The organism is Campylobacter sp. W0066.1 (assembly GCF_024723635.1).
GTDB classification, from domain to species: Bacteria; Campylobacterota; Campylobacteria; order Campylobacterales; family Campylobacteraceae; genus Campylobacter_D; species Campylobacter_D lari_C.
Genome location: NZ_JANQCW010000001.1, coordinates 116,606 through 133,897, shown reverse-complemented (window position 1 = coordinate 133,897; position 17,292 = coordinate 116,606). Strand labels below are relative to the sequence as shown.

Genomic DNA, 17,292 nt, shown 5'->3' with positions numbered 1-17,292 from the left:
CTAGTAATCACTCATGAAAAACCAAGCAAGCTCAAAAAAATGTTAAAAAATTTAGGTTTTTGGGTGATTATAGGAATTATAGCTGGTATTAGCCTTGGTTTATTAGATAAAGAACTTGCACTAGCTAGTAAAATCGGGGTAGATTATTTTATACAAGCTTTAAAAATTCTCATAGGGCCTATTATATTTTTAACTATTGTTTTAGGGGTTGTTAGTCTTGAAAGCTTAAAACAAGTTGGAAGTATAGGCGCTAAAGCCTTACTATACTTTGAAGTAGTGAGTACTTTTGCTTTAGCTATTGGTATTTTTATGGCAAATGTTATGGGACCTGGAAAAGGAATGAACCTTGATCCAAGCACCTTAGATAAAGATAGTGTAGCTCAATTTGTCAATAACAATATAGAAATAAGCGCGCAAAATGAGATTTTGCATATTTTAAAAGACGCTATACCTACTGATATCATCGCTGCTTTTAGCGAGGGGAAAACTTTACAAATCTTAGTTATAGCTCTAGCTTGTGCTTTCATTATTTCGCTTATGAGAATTGATGAGAGAAAAGCTATACAAAAAACCTTAGAAATAATGCAAAGTTTTGTTTTTAAAATTCTAGAAATCATTATGTATTTTTCTCCTATTGCCGCTTTTTCTGCGATGGCCTTTTTAGTGGCAAAATATGGGCTTGATTCTTTATTAAATTTAGGATATTTACTTATTGTTATGCTATTTGCTTCTTTGCTTTTTATCTTTGGAGTTTTAGGACTTATTTGTTTTATTGCCAGAGTTAATATTTTTAAATTTATGCGTTTTATTTCAAGAGAAGTTTTGATAGTTTTTGCTACAAGTTCTAGCGAATCAGCATTAGCTCCACTTATGAGAAAACTTGAAAAAGCAGGAATCTCAAAAGCCACTGTAGGTTTGGTATTGCCAACTGGGTATAGTTTTAATCTTGATTGTACTAATATTTATTTGGCTATGAGTTTGATTTTCCTTGCGCAAGCTTTTAATGTAGAGCTTTCTTTAACGCATGAAATTAGCATTTTAATCGTACTGATGATAGCCTCAAAAGGTGCAGTTGGTGTAACTGGTTCAGGTTTTATCATACTAGGAAGCACACTTGCAGCTTTATCTAATATGCATATAGCAGAAGCTAATAATGGCTTAGGAGCAAGTTTGGGAGAGGTTTTACCTGTGGCTGCTATTTCTATACTTTTGGGCGTGGATAAGTTTATGTCTGAAATTCGTGCGGTAGGAAATTTATGTGGTAATAGCGTAGCAGCTTTAATAGTAGCTATTTGGGATAAACAAATAGACTGGGAAAAATTCCGCTACGCTCTTGATAATCCTAAAGAATTTACTAATGCGGGTTTTGATTAAAAAACCTCTTTTTGTATTTTTTCTACATATTTTTCTCTTAGATTTTGAGTATAAAAACCTACCTTACCATCATTAATCACCTTGCTATCTGCTTTTATAACACCCAAAATCAAAAAAGTAGCTGCAGAAATAAACACCTCATCAGCCTCATACACTTCTTTCATACTAAAAGCTCTTTGGTCTACTTTAAGATCAAGTTCTTTTGCAAATTTTAAGATATTTTTACGGCGAATTCCTGGTAAAATTTCATTAGAAAATGGCTTGGTAATTAAAGTTTTATCTTTTATAATAAAAGCTGAACTACTAGAAGCTTCCGTTACTAAAGCATTTTCCACCATAAATGCTTCAAAAACCTTAGCTTTTATAGCTTCTTCTTTTGCAAGACATTGAGCTAATAAAGAAATTGATTTTATATCCCTTCTTTTCCACCTTAAATCAGCTGTTGAAATAACACTCACCCCATTTTTAGCATACTCATGCTCAATCACCTTACATTCAAAAGCAAAAGCCATAATAGTAGGTTTTAACCCCTTTAAAAGAGCAAAATTTCTACTAGCAACCCCTCTAGTAACTTGCATATAAAGCCCGCCTTCTTTAAGAGAGTTTTTAATGATTAATTGCTCTAAAATATTTTCAAATTCTTCTTTTGTATAAGGAATTTGTAGTTCAATTTGAGCCAAACTACGCTCAAAACGCTCCCAAAATTCTTCTTTGTCAGCTATTTTTGCATTTACCACAGGAACTACTTCATAAATTCCATCTCCAAAGATAAAACCTCTATCAAAAACACTCACTTTAGCTTCGCTAGCTTTTACAAACTCATCATTTAAAAATACCACTTCCATTTCTTGCATAAACCCTCCTTTTAATCAAATAAATCAATAATATCTTTTGGTAAATCAAGCTGATTAGAATAATAAAAATACTTAGCTAAAACTAAAATTCCTATATAAAATTCTATCTTTTCGTCTAAAAATTGCTCTATGTAAGCATGGGCATTTTGAATGATTTCTTTTGCTCTATGCGGGTTAGCTAAATAATAATCAAGCAAAGCTTCTACATTTTCATAATCATCATCAATCAAAGCAAAATGCTCATTTGGAACTAACTTTCCTTCCATAAACCAAGTTTCATAACGCATTTTGGGGGCTAAAACTAAAGAATTAGAACTTAACGACCAAATCAAATTACTAGCAAAAGTGTTACCTTCAAGTGATATTAAAAATTTATACTGCAATTGATCTTGCTTACTTAAAAATGTTTTTTTCCACTCATTATAACCTTTTCCTGTGTGACCAATATCACATTTTTTATTTGAAATATTTTTTTCAAAAAACTTCACTCTATTGTTTTGGTAGGCAGCACCTCTAAAAATAGCAATGTTTTTTTTATCTTCAAAAACATATTTATCCTTTAAGAAAACAAAATGTCTATTTTTATCTAACTTCATAATTATATTATTATAGTTATTATTGCAAATAGGTCTATCTTTGCAAATTGAAGCTTCTTTTAAAATATAAGAAATATCACCAAAAGCTTTAATCCATAAAAAATCATCATTAAAATATTTACTAATAGCATAAGCATCATAAGCCAATGAAGTTTTCTTAAAAGGGAATTTTCCTATTTTTTCAGCGGCTTGTGATAATGCAATATGCTTTGCTCTATCAAAAGTCAGTTTATTGTAATAATTTATTCTCTTTTTTATATACTCTTTTTTTTCTGTGTTCAGTAATAAGATATCAGAAAAAATATTTTTTAACTTACTCTGAAATAAAATTCTTGGAATAAAAGCTCCGCCTATGCCTTTTACATTCATCATAAATCTAGAATCTGCCATTTTTCTTCCATTTTGATATTAAAATAATATAAATTTTAACACAAGATTTCATTTACAAGACTTAAAAATTTAGTTTATTTAAAAACAAAAATGTTAAAATCACAAAAATCACATACTAATTTTGGGTAAAACAATGAAAATACAAGAATTTATTTTAAACTTTATTTTTAAAGTTTCAAATCAACCTGTTAATTTAAAAGATTTACTAGAAGCAAACGCCTTGCTTAATGAAGGCATGATGGTAGATCCTGCAAAATTAAATTTTAAATTTAAAGTGTTTAATTCTTATCTTATTTATGCATTTTTTTGTGCTTTAATTATCATTCCTCTAATTTTAATTACACATTATTTTTTAACAATTATTGATTTTCATATTAGTATTTTAAGTGCTATTTTTGTTACTGCCTGTGTTTTTATTGGCTATGATATTTTTAAAATTTACACTAGAAAAATCATTAGCAAAAGATTACTAAAAAAAGCCTGGGCTTTGCATTTTCCATATTTTGCTTATGAAAAATATTCAAAAATAGCAGAAAATATTTATAATCAAGCTATTAAAGAAGAAATTCCAAAAAATCAACTCGAGCAATATGTTTTAGAAAAAATCATTCAAACACAAGATTAATCTAAAAAGTCTAAAACTTGATTTTGAAAATACAGTGCTTCAAGCTGTCTTTGAAGCTCTTTGTTTTCTTCATCTAAAACAAGCTCTTGCGATCTTAGATCTGCTATATCTCTACTTACATAATAAATTTGATTTCTAATATAAATTTGTGGGAAAAATATCAATAAAGCAAATACTATCATTAAACCTGCGTATAATAAATTTTTAGGACTTAAATTTTTATTTTCATCACTTACTATACTATCTAAAAGCTCATATTTATCTTCTTGATTATATTCTTGGTTTTCTTCAAGTCTTACTTTTTCTTCTAAAATTTTTTGCTCTTGCTTAGCTAATTTTTCTTTTTCTTTTAATTCTTCTTGAGCTTTTTTTATTTTTTCTTGTTTGATTTTTTTTTGCTCTTTTAATTCTTGCTTGAGTTTAGCTTTTTCTTTTCTTTTTTCTTTTAAATCTTGAAATTTTGAAGTGACAAAGACATTACTTTGAGTAAGAATTTTAGATATTTGAAGAGAATCTTTATTTTCTTGCTTTTTTTCTGTTTTTTTTACTTCTTGTGGTGATTTGCTACTTTTAAACGTTTTAGAATTTGCAATATTTTTTTTATCAAATTTTTCTTTTTGTTTTTTGAAAAAATTAAGTTGTAATTTAAAAGGCTTTTTTTCTTCTAATTTAACATTAATCAAATCCTCTTTTAAATAAATAGCGGATTGTTTTTTGGGTTTTTCTTCATATTCTTCATCAAAGTCTGTAAATTTAGGTCTTTTTTTACGCTGTATTCTATTTTTTAATATTCGATCACTTTCATTAAAATTTTGCTCATATTCTTCATAAGGCCTACCTTCTTTAATAGCCCTAGAATATTCCAACATTTTTTCACGTATATTTTGCTTTTCTTTTAAAAAATCATCTTCAATCATTATTTACCTAAAATAAAAAATTCTCATTTTTGCACAACTTGATCTACTATTATAACTTATTTCTTCTTTGGAGGCACTTATAGCTTTTTTACTTAAAATTTTCCCAAGACTATGGTTTTTACCGCATTCACATTTTATAGCTCTTTCATCACAAATGCAGTCTTTTTCCCATCTTTTAAAAGTATTTTTTACTATCCTATCTTCTAAAGAATGAAAGCTAATAATAGCTAATTTACAATCTCTTAATTTTGCTTTTTCTATATTTTCAAGTAAGGATTTTAACTCACCAAGTTCATTATTTACTTCTATACGTAAAGCTTGAAATACAAGCAAAGCTAGAGATACATTACGTCCTTTTAACTTAGCATTTCCTATAATTTGACTTAATTCTTTTGCGCTTACAATCTCTTTTTGATTTCTTGCATTGATAATTTTTTGAGCAAGCATTGAGGCAACCGGCGCTAGATCTCCATAGTCTTTAAAAATTTGCTCCAAAGCTTCCTTGCTGTAAGAATTTACCACTTCTTTAGCGCTTAAAGGATTGTTTTGATCCATTCTCATATCTAAAAAATCAGAATTTAGCGAAAAACCCCTATCATTTTTATCAAGTTGCAAAGAAGATACACCGATATCAGCTAAAATTCCTCTTAAGTTTTGCGTTGAAATTTGAGTTAAAATATCTTTAAAACCTATATGGTTAAAACTTATCCTATCTTGAAAATTTTTTAAAAACTCTTTAGAAAAATTTAAAGCTTCTAAATCTTTATCGCAAGCAATTAATCTTAGTTTCTCATGAGCTTGCAATAACGCCTTAGAATGCCCTCCATAACCCAAAGTACAATCTAAAAAATCTCCACTATCAAAATCATCAAAAGCATTTAAAACTTCTTGTAATAAAACAGGAATATGTGGACTTTGCAAAATAAACCTTTTAATTTTTTTAGTATAATATCTTAGCAAAGTTTAAAACAAGGTTTTTAATGAATAAAGAAAATATTATTTCTCAAATTAAAATGCTTTCTACTTCAATGTTTAAAAAAAATTTTTTTGGGATTTGCCATGGTTCAGTTTCAGCAAAACTATCCCAAAGTTCTTTTATTATAAACAAAAATGACACTTTTTTAAATCAGCTAGATGAAAAAAATCTAAGCATTTTAAAATTTGCAAAAGATTATAGTTGGAGTGAAGCTAGCAATGACTCTGAAATCCATAAAAGTATATATGAGAATATACCTGAAGCCAAATTTGTATGTTTTGCTTGTCCAGCTTACACTTTATCAATGAGTTTAAATCATGATTTTATAGCACCTCAGGATTATTTTGGTGAAATTTTTTTAGAAGAAATTCGAGTTTATAATCCTAAAAGTTATGAGGATTGGGAGGATAGATCACAAACTGAAATTTATCGTTATATGCTAGAACAAAGGCAAAATTTTGTTGTTGTAAAGGGCTATGGCATATTTGCTTATGGTAGAACAAGTTATGAATTAGGTAAAATTATAGATTTAATTGAAAATTCTTGCAAAATTATCCATTTAGCTGAAACAAATTTATCATAATCTATGTAAAATTAATTTTGTATTAATCACAAATTATCTATAATGTATGGTTTAATTTATTTAATTTATGGATTGGGGTAAAAATGCTCACTTGGATGCAGCATCATAAAAAATATTTAGTTGTTACTATTTGGATTAGTGTTATTGCTTTTGTTGGAGCAGGCTTTGTTGGTTGGGGGAGTTATGATTTTAACACCGATAGATCAAATTCTGTTGCAAAAGTAGGCGATGAAAAAATCAGTTATGATGAGTTTAATCTCAAATATTCTCAATTATTTAGCTATTATTCTCAGCTAAATAATGGTAACTACACACAAGAACAGGCACAAAAAGATGGCTTAGATACTCAAGCTATCAATGAACTTATACAAGAAAAACTCCTACTTTCTTATGCTAAAACCTTAGGTTTAAATGTGAGCGAGGAAGAAATTGCTTATGATTTAGCACATCAAAAAATCTTTCATAATGCTTCAGGTGTTTTTGATAAAAATTTATACTACAATCTTCTTGCAAGAAACAACTATACACCAAAAACTTATGAAAAAATCATTCATGATGAGTTATTACTTAAAAAAATCAATGCTATTTTAAATTTACAAATCAAACCAAATGAGCTTGATATGTTTGGTGCAAGTTTTTTAATGCAAGATAGTTTAAAAGTTCAAGCTATAAAACTTGATAACAAAAATATAGCAATTGATGAAAAAGAGTTAAAACAAACTTGGGAGAAAAATAAAGAACTTTATAAAACACAAAAAAGCTACGAACTTGCAACTTATTTTTTAAACCCTGATATAATCAAAGTTGAAGATAAAGAAATTCAAGCTTACTATGAAGAAAATAAAAATGATTATAAAGATTTTGCAGGGAAAATTCTAAGTCTAGAACAAAGCAAAGATAAAGTGATAAAAGATTTAAAACTTTCCAAGCTTAAACTTAAAGCTAACGAAAGCTATGTAGCTTTAAGAAAAAATGAGCTTAGTTTTGATAAAAATATCACAATCAGTGATGCTGATATTTATTATCCTTTAGAAAATATACAAAAAGCTAAAGAAAATGATTTTATTAAGCCTTTTAAATTTGAAAATGGCTATATGGTTGCAAAAGTTATAAAAATAAATCCTATACAAACTATGACTTTTGAGCAAGCTAAAAACGAAGTAAGTAAACTTTACATTAAAGAAAAAACCAAAGCCTTATTGGAAGAAAAAGCAAAACTTGCCCTAGATAATTTCCAAGGCATAGACATAGGAACTTATAGTCGCGACTCAGCTAAAAATGCAAAAGTAGGTGATATGATGAATGATACTGAATTTAGCGAGTTTTTAATGCATGTATTTGACTCAAACAAAGCTAAATCTTATGTATTGTTTGATGATAAAGCAATTGTTTATGAGATCACAAAACAAACTTTAGAAAATAAAAATAAAGAAGAAATATATAAATTCATCATAGAGCAAAGTGCTAAACAAACCAAGCAAGCCTTACTTAAGGAAGAATTATTAAAAAAACTTATAGAATTATATCCAATTCAACGCTATTATAAAGGAAATACAAATTGAATATTTTAGGAATTGATTTAGGCTCAATACAAACTTGCGCCATATTAGCACAAAAAAGCGAAGAAGGACTTAAAATCATTGGTTTTGGAAAGTCAAAATCAAATGGTATAAAAAAAGGAGCGATTACCAATATAGAACTTGCCTCAAAATCTATAGAAGAGGCAGTAGCTGATGCACAAATGATGTCAGGCGTGCATTATGATAAGGTAATTGTATCTATTTCAGGTGCTTATGCAAAAAGCGTAGATAGCATAGGTGTGGTTAATATACCAAATCATGAAATAGGTATTAAAGAAATTCACAGAGCAGTAAGCACAGCAAAACATACTGCAAATATACCTAGTGGATATGAAATCATTCATGTATTACCTTATAATTTTAAAGTAAATGATCTTGAACATGTAGAAGATCCTTTAGGAATGAGCGGAAATCGCCTTGAAGTTTCTACACATATTGTAATCTCACAAGAAGTGCATATTAAAAATCTAAAAAAAGCCGTGGAGCTTGCTGATCTTAGAGTAGATAACATCGTTCTTTCAGGATATGCTTCTTCTATTGCATGTTTTGATGATAGTGAAAAAGAATTAGGTGCTATTTTAATCGATATGGGTGGAGCAGTTTGTGATATGGTCATTCATGCGGGTAATTCTATACGCTATAATGAATGCTTACAAATTGGTTCAGTAAATATCACTAATGATTTATCCATAGCTTTACATACCCCACCAAAAGAAGCGGAAAAACTAAAATTAAATTACGCATCTTTAGCACAAAATGAAAACTCAATCATACAAATTCCATACATGGGTGATGAAAAAAGAAAAAATGAAGTTTCAGTAGAAGTTATATCTAATGTTATTTATGCAAGAATTGAAGAAACTATTATTATTTTAGCTAAAATGCTAAGCGATAATGCTTGTGCAAATCAAGCAGGAGCAGGCATAGTATTAACAGGTGGAATGACAAAATTTGCAGGACTTGACAAACTTGCTTCAGCTTATTTTGATAATAAAGCTGTTAGAATAGCGACCGCAAAAAAAGATACTATGGACGGTTTTAAAGAAATTTTTGAAGATGCAGAAAATAGCTGTGCTATAGGTCTTTGCTTATATGGTGGTGGGCATTTTACTCCTTATGAATTAGACTCTAATGAGAAACTAAGATACAAAGGAGAGCCTGAGTTTATCAATAAACAGATTAAACAAAATCTCACCATAGAAGAGCATGAAGAAGAAAACAAAGATTTTGAAGAAATTTTTCAAGATCAAAAAGACTTTGAAGAGGAAAAAGCAGAATTAACAAAAGTTGAAACCAAAAAAGATAAAAAATCAGGTTTTATGCATAAATTTTGGAATAAACTAATAAACCAGTTCTAATAGGAGATACAATGAGCGAATATCTAGTAGAAGAAATGCAACACGCAAAAGGTGCAAAAATAAAAGTCATAGGCTGCGGTGGCGGTGGCGGTAATATGATAGATCATATGGTAAATATGGGCTTGCATGATCTTGATCTTATTTCAGCCAATACTGATGCACAAGCCATAGCTAAATCTTTAGCAAAAACTAGAATTCAACTAGGCGAGAAAAAAACTAAGGGTTTAGGTGCTGGAATGCAACCAGAAATTGGAGCAGAAAGTGCAAGAGAAAGTTTTGAAGAAGTAAAAGCGGCTTTAAGTCAAAGCGATATAGTATTTATTTCAGCAGGACTTGGCGGTGGAACTGGTACAGGTGCAGCTCCTGTTGTAGCACAAGCTGCAAAAGAAGTAGGCGCACTAACTGTTTCAGTTGTAACTATGCCTTTTGCATTTGAAGGAAAACAAAGAAAAAAATTAGCAGAAGCTGGTTTAGCTGAATTAAAAAAAGAAAGCGATTCTATCATTGTAATCCAAAATGAAAAACTTCTTAGCATACTTCCAAAAAAAGCAGGTATAAAAGAAGCATTTAAACTAGTTGATGATATCTTAGCTAGAGCTGTTAGGGGTATGGTTTCTATCCTTTTAGAAGATGGCGATATTAATGTTGACTTTGCTGATGTTAGAACTGTTATGAGCCATAGAGGTTTAGCACTAATGGGTGTGGGTCATGGAGAAGGTGAAAATGCTATCATGGACGCATTATCAAGTGCTATAGAATCTCCATTATTAGACGGTATGACTATGAAAGGCGTTAAAGGCGTAATCATCCATTATAAAATTGGACCTGAATGCTCATTGATAGAAATTTCACAAGCTACTCAAAGCATTAGCGATATAGCAGATGAAAATGCAAAAGTAATCTTTGGTGCAACTACTGATGAGAGTATGGGCGATCGTGTTGAAGTAACTATCATCGCTACAGGTTTTGAAGATAAAGCTGAAATAGAAAGCGCTAAAGAACAAGAAGAAAGTAAAAAAAATAGTTATATGAATTTACGCAAAGCTAGTGGTGGATTTGATGAGGAAGTAATTTCTCAACTTGATGTTCCTGCTTTCTTGCGTCGCCAAATGGATTAATTTTTAGTAAAAATCCTTATATGAATTCTTCATTATTATGTGATTTTTACGAGCTAAGTATGGCTTATGCATATTTTAAACAAAATATGCATAAGCAGATTGTTTATTTTGAAGTTTTTTTTAGAAAAGCTCCCGATAATGCTTCTTATGCTGTTTTTTGCGGATTAGAACAAATCATAGATCATATTAATCGTTTTTCTTTCTCTCAAAGCGATATAGAATTTTTAAAAAATACTCATAAATTTGATAATGATTTTTTAAACTACCTTTCAACTTTAAATTTTAGCGGGGATATACTAAGTGTTAAAGAAGGTGAATGTGTTTTTGCTAATACACCTTTAATGATCATCAAAGCACCTGTAATAGAGGCTTTATTATTAGAAACTTTCATACTTTTAACTCTAAATCATCAATGTCTAATTGCTACTAAAGCTAGCAGAATTACTCAAATTGCAAAAGAAAAACTACTTTTGGAATTTGGCTCTCGCAGAGCCCATGGAGAAAGTGCAGCTTTAAATGGTGCTAGAGCTGCTTTTGTAGGTGGTTTTCATGCAAGTGCTTGTACTTTAGTTGGAAAAAAATTCGACATTCCTATAAACGGAACTATGTCTCATGCTTGGATACAAATGTTTGATGATGAGCTAAGTGCTTTTAGAGCATATTGTCAAATTTATAAAGATAATATAAGTCTTTTGATTGACACTTATGATTATAAAAAAGGTATTGAAAATGCTATTTTAGTTTTTAATGAGTTAAATGCACAAGATTCTATGCAAAATTATTCTATCCGTATTGACTCAGGAGATTTGCTTAAAATCTCTAAATATATTAGAAAAAAATTAGATTTTGCTGGCTTAACAAAATGCAAAATCATAGCTAGTAATGCCTTAGATGAGTTCATCATAGAAAAATTACTAAAAAACAAAGCACCAATCGATGCTTTTGGCATTGGAGAAAAGCTTATTACTTCGGCAAGTTCGCCTATTTTTGGAGCTGTTTATAAGCTTGTTGCATTAGAAAAAAACCATCAAATCACCCCTAAAATCAAGATCAGCGCAAGCTCAAGTAAAACAACCTTACCGCATTTTAAAAAACTTATAAGGTATTATAAAAACAATAAAGCAAGTTTTGATATTTTATATACACATGATGAAAATATCAAAAATTACCAAGGTTATACATATAAAAATTTACATGAGCTTATTTTTAAAGATGGAAAATTAATCTATGAGCTTCCTAACTTGAAAAATATTCAAGAGTATCATAAAAAAAGTGTTGATAGTTTGGATTTTAAACTAAAAAAGCTTCAAAACCCAAGTATTTACAAAGTAAAAATTTCTAAAAAATTACAAAATATGCAAAAAACTTACTTAGAAAAAAATTAATCTTTTTCTCTAAGTTTTGCCTCATCTTCTACTTCAAGTAAAAATCTATCCACAAGCTCATCTTCTTTTAATTTTGCCACCACTTCACCATGTCTTATAACTAAACCTTGATTTTTTCCAAAAGCAATCGCCACATCAGCACCCTTAGCCTCACCCAAGGCATTTACAACACAACCCATAACACTTATATTTAATGGTTCTTTTATATGTTTAGTTTTTTCTTCTACTATTTTAATCGCTTTAATCAAATCACTTTGAATTCTTCCACAAGTTGGACATGAGATGATATTAACCCCGCTTTTTTGCACTCCACTATCTTGCAAAATAGCCCTTGCTACTTTAATCTCTTCTTCAAGCTCCCCTGTCATAGAAACTCTCATTGTATCGCCTATACCTTTTAAAAGCAAATTTCCCAAGGCAATCGAGCTTTTAACCGTACTATGAAATTTAGTCCCTGCCTCAGTAACCCCTAAATGAAACGGATAATCACAAAGTGGTCTTAGAGCTTCATAAGCTTTTATAGTATTTTGCACATCTGAAGTTTTCATAGAAATTTTAATATCAAAAAAGTCTAAATCTTCCAGTAATTTTATATTATACAAAGCACTCTCAAGCATAGCCTCTATATTATAACCATATTTATCACTAAATTGCTTTTCTATAGAGCCATGATTTACCCCTATTCTAATAGGAATTTTTCTTTGTTTACAAGCTTGTACCACTTCTTTGATATTTTCTTTTGATCCTATATTTCCTGGGTTAATTCTTACCCCATCGATAAATTCAGCACAAAAGACTGCTAGCTTGTGATTAAAATGTATATCCACTATTAAAGGTAAGGGGCTTTTTGCTTTAATTTCTTTTAAAGCTCTTGCATCTGCCATATCCAAACAGGCCAAACGCACTATATTTGCACCAGCAAAATAAAGTCTGTTAAGTTGCTCTAAACAACCTTCAATATCTCTTGTTTTAGTAAAAAGCATAGATTGCACTGAAATAGGAGCATCACCACCTATTAAAACATCACCTACTTTTATTTGTCTTGTTTTATATCTTGTCATTAAAATCACTCTAAAATAATTTTAGAGTATTATAGCCCAAAAATGGGCTATATCATTAATCTTTTTTATTTTTATTAAGAGATTTGTATTTTATATCTGTATCTCTTGTTAAAAGAGTAAAAATTTGATTTGTTAAATCTTGAGTAAGTTTTTTAGCTTCCTTTTGATTTTGTAATGAAAAATCAACTAAAATTTGCTTTGCTTTATTCTTATCTTTTTGATAAAGACTTAAATATTCTTTTTCCATAGCTTCTTGTTTTAAAGATGTATCTTTTTCAAATTTAGCATAAGCATTTTTTACAATAGGAGCATACTTATTATAATCACTCATTACAAGAGTTTGCAACTTGCGATAAATCCAATAAATTGATTCATCATCGGCTTCATTTGTTCCTTTTTGATAGCCTGCAATAAACTCATCATTACCAAAATAATAAGGCAAATACACACTCAAATCAGCCATTCCTATTGCGACATAATTTAACCTACCTATTTCTTTAGGAAGCCACGGTCTAACTTGCATGATGTGAGATTCGTAAGTTCTAAACACACTCACAACACGGTAAATGTTTTCATTTTCATTGAAATTTGTATATGGATCATATTTTGTTCCATCATAGTGTGATCTCAAAGCTTTTTTTAAATCATCCACACTAAGTTTTTGCTCAGGTTGTAAAAACACATTAAAATTAGCACCATTTTTTATGTCTTGATTTAAAGATGGATTAAACATTTTTTGTATCCACCAAACTCTAGGATAATTATAAGTTAAATCTCTATCATCATTTCTTGTATAAACTTTAAAAAAATCAAAATCCTTATCTACTTTAGGATTATACGCTTTATGAATGACGGCAAAATTTATTAAATTTTTAGAATGCAAGGTATTTTCATCGTTAAATTTTAATTGCTTCAACCTACCCTGGTTTGCGCTAACAAAATACGAATTATTAGGAATTTTTACAGCCATCCACTGATGTGCTGTAGCACTTTCTAAATACCAAATTTCTTTAGAATCCACAAAAGCTACTCCAAAGCCCTCAGCAGCTCCTTGCTTTTCTATAATATCACCCAATAACAAAACACCTTCTTTTGCGCTTTTAATTCTTGGAAGCAAAACATCTAAAATATCATCTTCACTAATACCATTTTTCTCATTATAAGGATCAAATTTTAAAAGTTCATCTTTTGCATAAATTGATTCAGTAGCACTTATCCCAACACCCATTTCATTAAAACCAGTAGCACCATGTAATTTACTTTGCCAATTAGCTATAGTGCTATATTGAAAAGATTTAGCAGGCAAAGGGTAGGTAAAATCATTCATTCCTTGATGTGCTTTAGTGCTATAAATACCTTTTTGATTTTCAACTCTTGGATGGATTAAAAAAACCTGTGCTTTATCTGCTTTACTATCAGCACTTCTTGCAACTAGCATAGAGCCATCTTTACTTGCTTCATTTGGCACTAAAATAGTAGTACAAGCCAAAGCATTATTAAACAAAGCTCCAAAAAGTACACAACTTGTAAGAAAACTAAACTTTTTCATTTTCTCTCCTTTAAATTTAAGAAATTAAAAAAGTATATTCTTATCAAAATAAATTTAAAATTAAAAATAAAATATTGTTTTTATTATAAAATAATAATTATTTATAAATAAATATATTTTTTAAGAAAAATCAACCGGATCTATATCACAAGTAATATTTTTAAAATTTAAAGCAAAATGCTCAAATTTTACAAGTTCTTGATGGGTATTAGCACGCAATAATACATAAAAACGCCATTTCTTATTTAGCATTTCAATGCCACAAGCACCATGGCCTACTAATTGCACTTGTTTTAATTCTTGAACTTTATTAGCTATAAATTCACACAAATTTAAAGCTTTGTTTTTATCCTCATCTTCAATAATTAGCCTTAAAAGTCTTTTAAATGGAGGATAAAGTTCATTTCTAGCATTTAATTCATCTTTTAAAAAACTATCATAATCTTGTATATATTTTTCAAAAAAAGATCTATTTTTAGTTTGTAAAAGCACCCTACCCTCACCCTTTCGACCTGCACGACCTGCTACTTGCATAGCAAGAGCCAAAGTCTCTTCCAAAGCTTTAAAATTAGGTCTAAATAAGTACTCATCAAGCCCCAAAATCACACTTAAATCCACGTTGTGATAATCATGTCCTTTAGCAAGCATGGAAGTACCTACTAAAATATCAATTTTTTCTTGGTTAAAATCTTTTAAAATCATATCAAGCTTTTTTACACTGCTAATCTCATCACTATCAAATCTTTTTATGATAGGATTAAATTCAGCTAATTCTTTTTCTAAAAGCTCACAAAGCTCTGCTGTACCCATTTTTTTAGCTTCAAGCATAACTCCATTGCAAGTTGGGCAGGTTTGATCGATTTCTTTAGTAAAATTACAATAGTGGCATTTTAATGCATTTTTATTTTTATGCAAACTCAAAGCAATAGAACAAAAAGGGCATTTAATGGTATTAGCACATTCTTTGCATAAAATTTGTCTAAAATTTGCCCTTGTAGGTAAAAATACCACGGCTTGCTTTTTATTTCTTAAGCTAATTTTTAATTCTAAAAGCAATTTTGATGAAGCACTAAGCTCGCTCTCATCGTATAAAAACTGCTTTTTGCTTTCAAAGAAAGTTCCTTTAAGTCTAAAACAAGGATGTTTATAAAAACTTACAACACTTGGAGTAGCAGAACCCAAAAGAACTTTTATATGCATTTTTTTTGCTATAAATAAAGCCAAATCTCTTGCATTGATTTTTGGATTATTAGAAGCTTTATAAGAATTATCATGCTCCTCATCAATAATAATCAAACCCAAATTCTTAAAAGGTAAAAACAAAGCCGACCTAGCTCCCACTACCAAAAGAGCTTTTGAATTTGCTAAATCTTGCAAACATTCTTGCTTTTTTTTCTTAGTAATTTTAGAATGCCACAAGAAAAAATGCTCGCCAAAATACACTTTTAATCTTTTTTGCATTTGTGGAGTTAGAGCGATTTCTGGCATTAAAAGCAAAACCTGCTTTCCTTGCTCTAAATATTCTTTTATCAAGCTAATATAAATTTCAGTTTTACCACTTCCTGTATCACCAAATAGCAAACTAGTTTGTTTGGTTTTTATAAATTCCAAAGCCTCTTGCTGGTTTTTACTTAAACTAGGTACTTTTTCTATATGAATTTTTTCATTTTTATACTCTTCAATGCTTTCAAACATACCTAAAACAAAAGCTATTTTACTAGCATAATAATAAGCAATAAACTGAGCAAGTTCGTATTGGTATTGCATTAGTTTAAAACCTGTTTTTTCTTTTATAGCTTGGGTTTTAAAATCAGGCTTTGAACATTTTTGTAAAATTATAGCTTTAAGATTTTTTTTCCTTGCAAGATCAACTACCACCTCATCTAAAATTTCAAATTCTTCTTCACTTTCATAAGTTAAGGTATCTAAATAATATCCTTTAATAGCAAGTTGATAAAAATTCAAAACCCATAATCCTTACAATTTAAACTTATACATTCTAAAAAAACTTTTTCACTATTATAAGAAAAATCTATGTAATTTTTAGTATTGATGAAAAATCTATATTGAGTATTTGCTGTTTTCATCCACGATTTTTTAGATGAAATGATTGGTTTATCTAAAACGCTGTAAGTGCATTGTTTTGTATTTTTATGATTTTGAGAATGAGAACATATAAATAATTTTTGATTTTCACTATTTATCAAAGCTTCATCTAAAATTGCTGGAAAATACTTACTTTCTTTAAATAAAAACTGATTTTTGAGTAAAGACAAAGAAGCATTGATAAGCTCTACCTCACTTTTTACTTGAATGAGTTTAGCATCGTTTTTTCCAAAAGAAAAATACGGATAAGCAATTACGCTAAGAATAGCAATAATCATCATACAAAAAACAAGCTCTATCAAAGTAAAAGCTTTTTTTATTTGCATTTATTTTATTTCTTCATCGATAGTATTGATAAGTTTATTGAGTTCTTTTTTTAAGATATAGTTTTCGTAGCTAAGTTTTACAAAAGCATTAATGAAATTTGCAAGCTCTATCTTGCCTGTGCCTCCAGAAATTAAAGCAATTTCATCTTCAAGATGATTTGCAAATTCATTACTGCATGTTACAACAAAGTCTTTTGCATAGACATTAATTGTAACTTTTCTTTGGTTATTGTTTGCCAAGAACTGCCTCTATTTTTTTGATCACATCTTCACTTTCAATATTTTTATTTTTAAGCTCTTCTTCTAAACGCGCGATTTGATTATTTTTAGCTTCATTTTGTGCTTTTACACTTACTAATTCATTTCTTAAATTTTCATTGATTTCACATACTTCATTATATTTAGCTAAAAGCTCATTTACTTTATCTGTCATTGTGTTGATTATTCTTTCATCATACATATTTTCTTGCCTTTATTGATTTTATATTTAGAGT

Annotated in this window: 17 protein-coding genes; 7 read left to right on the top strand and 10 right to left on the bottom strand. The window is 29.3% G+C overall.

The genetic code is table 11. The features are described from left to right. Window positions 1–39: 39 nt before the first annotated feature. Window positions 40–1,374 (top strand): cation:dicarboxylate symporter family transporter, encoded by a 1,335-nt coding sequence (locus tag CAMP18497_RS00615; RefSeq protein ID WP_337212121.1) that lies wholly within the window; start codon window positions 40–42, stop codon window positions 1,372–1,374. Here CAMP18497_RS00615 and CAMP18497_RS00610 read toward each other — a convergent pair. Then, window positions 1,371–2,228, bottom strand: coding sequence for a D-amino acid aminotransferase (locus CAMP18497_RS00610; RefSeq protein ID WP_337212106.1), 858 nt, complete (start codon window positions 2,226–2,228; stop codon window positions 1,371–1,373). The two genes, CAMP18497_RS00615 and CAMP18497_RS00610, sit on opposite strands and share 4 nt — an antisense overlap. A gap of 11 nt (window positions 2,229–2,239) precedes the next feature. Beyond that, complete coding sequence (locus tag CAMP18497_RS00605; protein ID WP_337212105.1) at window positions 2,240–3,214, bottom strand: glycosyl transferase family 90; 975 nt, start codon at window positions 3,212–3,214, stop codon at window positions 2,240–2,242. A 133-nt stretch (window positions 3,215–3,347) separates the two neighbouring features. Between CAMP18497_RS00605 and CAMP18497_RS00600 the strand changes: the two genes are divergently transcribed. Further along, window positions 3,348–3,839: a hypothetical protein gene (locus tag CAMP18497_RS00600; RefSeq protein WP_087700007.1), complete on the top strand. Its 492-nt coding sequence runs from the start codon at window positions 3,348–3,350 to the stop codon at window positions 3,837–3,839. Here CAMP18497_RS00600 and CAMP18497_RS00595 read toward each other — a convergent pair. Beyond that, window positions 3,836–4,756 carry a hypothetical protein gene (locus CAMP18497_RS00595; protein WP_337212104.1) on the bottom strand — a complete coding sequence of 307 codons (921 nt, stop codon included), beginning with the start codon at window positions 4,754–4,756 and terminating at the stop codon, window positions 3,836–3,838. The genes CAMP18497_RS00600 and CAMP18497_RS00595 overlap by 4 nt on opposite strands. Before the next feature lie 3 nt (window positions 4,757–4,759). Further along, window positions 4,760–5,677: a 16S rRNA (cytosine(1402)-N(4))-methyltransferase RsmH gene (gene rsmH / locus CAMP18497_RS00590; RefSeq protein ID WP_337212103.1), complete on the bottom strand. Its 918-nt coding sequence runs from the start codon at window positions 5,675–5,677 to the stop codon at window positions 4,760–4,762. Window positions 5,678–5,736: 59 nt separating this feature from the next. Here rsmH and CAMP18497_RS00585 point away from each other — a divergent pair, with 59 nt between their 5' ends. The 5 genes from CAMP18497_RS00585 (at window position 5,737) to CAMP18497_RS00565 (ending at window position 11,756) form a co-directional block, all read left to right on the top strand. After that, window positions 5,737–6,315 (top strand): class II aldolase and adducin N-terminal domain-containing protein, encoded by a 579-nt coding sequence (locus CAMP18497_RS00585; RefSeq protein ID WP_263677146.1) that lies wholly within the window; start codon window positions 5,737–5,739, stop codon window positions 6,313–6,315. A gap of 83 nt (window positions 6,316–6,398) precedes the next feature. Beyond that, complete coding sequence (locus CAMP18497_RS00580) at window positions 6,399–7,877, top strand: peptidylprolyl isomerase (RefSeq protein ID WP_337212102.1); 1,479 nt, start codon at window positions 6,399–6,401, stop codon at window positions 7,875–7,877. Further along, window positions 7,874–9,253 carry a cell division protein FtsA gene (gene ftsA, locus CAMP18497_RS00575; protein WP_263675245.1) on the top strand — a complete coding sequence of 460 codons (1,380 nt, stop codon included), beginning with the start codon at window positions 7,874–7,876 and terminating at the stop codon, window positions 9,251–9,253. Before CAMP18497_RS00580 ends, ftsA begins: the two co-directional genes overlap by 4 nt. A gap of 11 nt (window positions 9,254–9,264) precedes the next feature. Continuing rightward, window positions 9,265–10,371, top strand: a complete 1,107-nt coding sequence (ftsZ, locus tag CAMP18497_RS00570; RefSeq protein ID WP_039626779.1) for a cell division protein FtsZ — start codon at window positions 9,265–9,267, stop codon at window positions 10,369–10,371. A gap of 20 nt (window positions 10,372–10,391) precedes the next feature. After that, complete coding sequence (locus tag CAMP18497_RS00565; protein WP_337212101.1) at window positions 10,392–11,756, top strand: nicotinate phosphoribosyltransferase; 1,365 nt, start codon at window positions 10,392–10,394, stop codon at window positions 11,754–11,756. Here the strand turns inward: CAMP18497_RS00565 and ispG are convergent. The 6 genes from ispG to CAMP18497_RS00535 form a co-directional block, all read right to left on the bottom strand. Continuing rightward, window positions 11,753–12,817 (bottom strand): flavodoxin-dependent (E)-4-hydroxy-3-methylbut-2-enyl-diphosphate synthase, encoded by a 1,065-nt coding sequence (ispG, locus tag CAMP18497_RS00560; RefSeq protein WP_442867754.1) that lies wholly within the window; start codon window positions 12,815–12,817, stop codon window positions 11,753–11,755. The two genes, CAMP18497_RS00565 and ispG, sit on opposite strands and share 4 nt — an antisense overlap. Window positions 12,818–12,872: 55 nt before the next feature. Continuing rightward, the gene (locus CAMP18497_RS00555; RefSeq protein WP_337212100.1) at window positions 12,873–14,366 is read right to left on the bottom strand and encodes a C69 family dipeptidase; all 1,494 of its coding nucleotides are present in this window, start codon (window positions 14,364–14,366) and stop codon (window positions 12,873–12,875) included. Window positions 14,367–14,486: 120 nt separating this feature from the next. Then, complete coding sequence (locus CAMP18497_RS00550) at window positions 14,487–16,331, bottom strand: primosomal protein N' (RefSeq protein WP_337212099.1); 1,845 nt, start codon at window positions 16,329–16,331, stop codon at window positions 14,487–14,489. Continuing rightward, on the bottom strand, window positions 16,328–16,798 hold the full coding sequence (locus tag CAMP18497_RS00545) for a type II secretion system protein (protein WP_337212098.1): 471 nt from the start codon (window positions 16,796–16,798) through the stop codon (window positions 16,328–16,330). Before CAMP18497_RS00545 ends, CAMP18497_RS00550 begins: the two co-directional genes overlap by 4 nt. After that, a complete protein-coding gene (locus tag CAMP18497_RS00540; RefSeq protein ID WP_012661889.1) occupies window positions 16,799–17,038 on the bottom strand; it encodes a hypothetical protein in 240 nt (79 codons plus the stop codon). Then, window positions 17,025–17,258, bottom strand: a complete 234-nt coding sequence (locus CAMP18497_RS00535; protein ID WP_012661890.1) for a hypothetical protein — start codon at window positions 17,256–17,258, stop codon at window positions 17,025–17,027. The genes CAMP18497_RS00540 and CAMP18497_RS00535 overlap by 14 nt, the downstream gene beginning before the upstream one ends. Window positions 17,259–17,292: the final 34 nt, after the last annotated feature.

Bases quoted from the DNA above. Each gene is read 5' to 3' on its own strand.
- CAMP18497_RS00615 (WP_337212121.1), top strand. From the start codon at position 40: ATGTTAAAAAATTTAGGTTTTTGGGTGATTATAGGAATTATAGCTGGT.
- CAMP18497_RS00610 (WP_337212106.1), bottom strand. From the start codon at position 2,228: ATGCAAGAAATGGAAGTGGTATTTTTAAATGATGAGTTTGTAAAAGCT.
- CAMP18497_RS00605 (WP_337212105.1), bottom strand. From the start codon at position 3,214: ATGGCAGATTCTAGATTTATGATGAATGTAAAAGGCATAGGCGGAGCT.
- CAMP18497_RS00600 (WP_087700007.1), top strand. From the start codon at position 3,348: ATGAAAATACAAGAATTTATTTTAAACTTTATTTTTAAAGTTTCAAAT.
- CAMP18497_RS00595 (WP_337212104.1), bottom strand. From the start codon at position 4,756: ATGATTGAAGATGATTTTTTAAAAGAAAAGCAAAATATACGTGAAAAA.
- CAMP18497_RS00585 (WP_263677146.1), top strand. From the start codon at position 5,737: ATGAATAAAGAAAATATTATTTCTCAAATTAAAATGCTTTCTACTTCA.
- CAMP18497_RS00580 (WP_337212102.1), top strand. From the start codon at position 6,399: ATGCTCACTTGGATGCAGCATCATAAAAAATATTTAGTTGTTACTATT.
- ftsZ (WP_039626779.1), top strand. From the start codon at position 9,265: ATGAGCGAATATCTAGTAGAAGAAATGCAACACGCAAAAGGTGCAAAA.
- CAMP18497_RS00565 (WP_337212101.1), top strand. From the start codon at position 10,392: ATGAATTCTTCATTATTATGTGATTTTTACGAGCTAAGTATGGCTTAT.
- ispG (WP_442867754.1), bottom strand. From the start codon at position 12,817: ATGACAAGATATAAAACAAGACAAATAAAAGTAGGTGATGTTTTAATA.
- CAMP18497_RS00555 (WP_337212100.1), bottom strand. From the start codon at position 14,366: ATGAAAAAGTTTAGTTTTCTTACAAGTTGTGTACTTTTTGGAGCTTTG.
- CAMP18497_RS00545 (WP_337212098.1), bottom strand. From the start codon at position 16,798: ATGCAAATAAAAAAAGCTTTTACTTTGATAGAGCTTGTTTTTTGTATG.
- CAMP18497_RS00535 (WP_012661890.1), bottom strand. From the start codon at position 17,258: ATGTATGATGAAAGAATAATCAACACAATGACAGATAAAGTAAATGAG.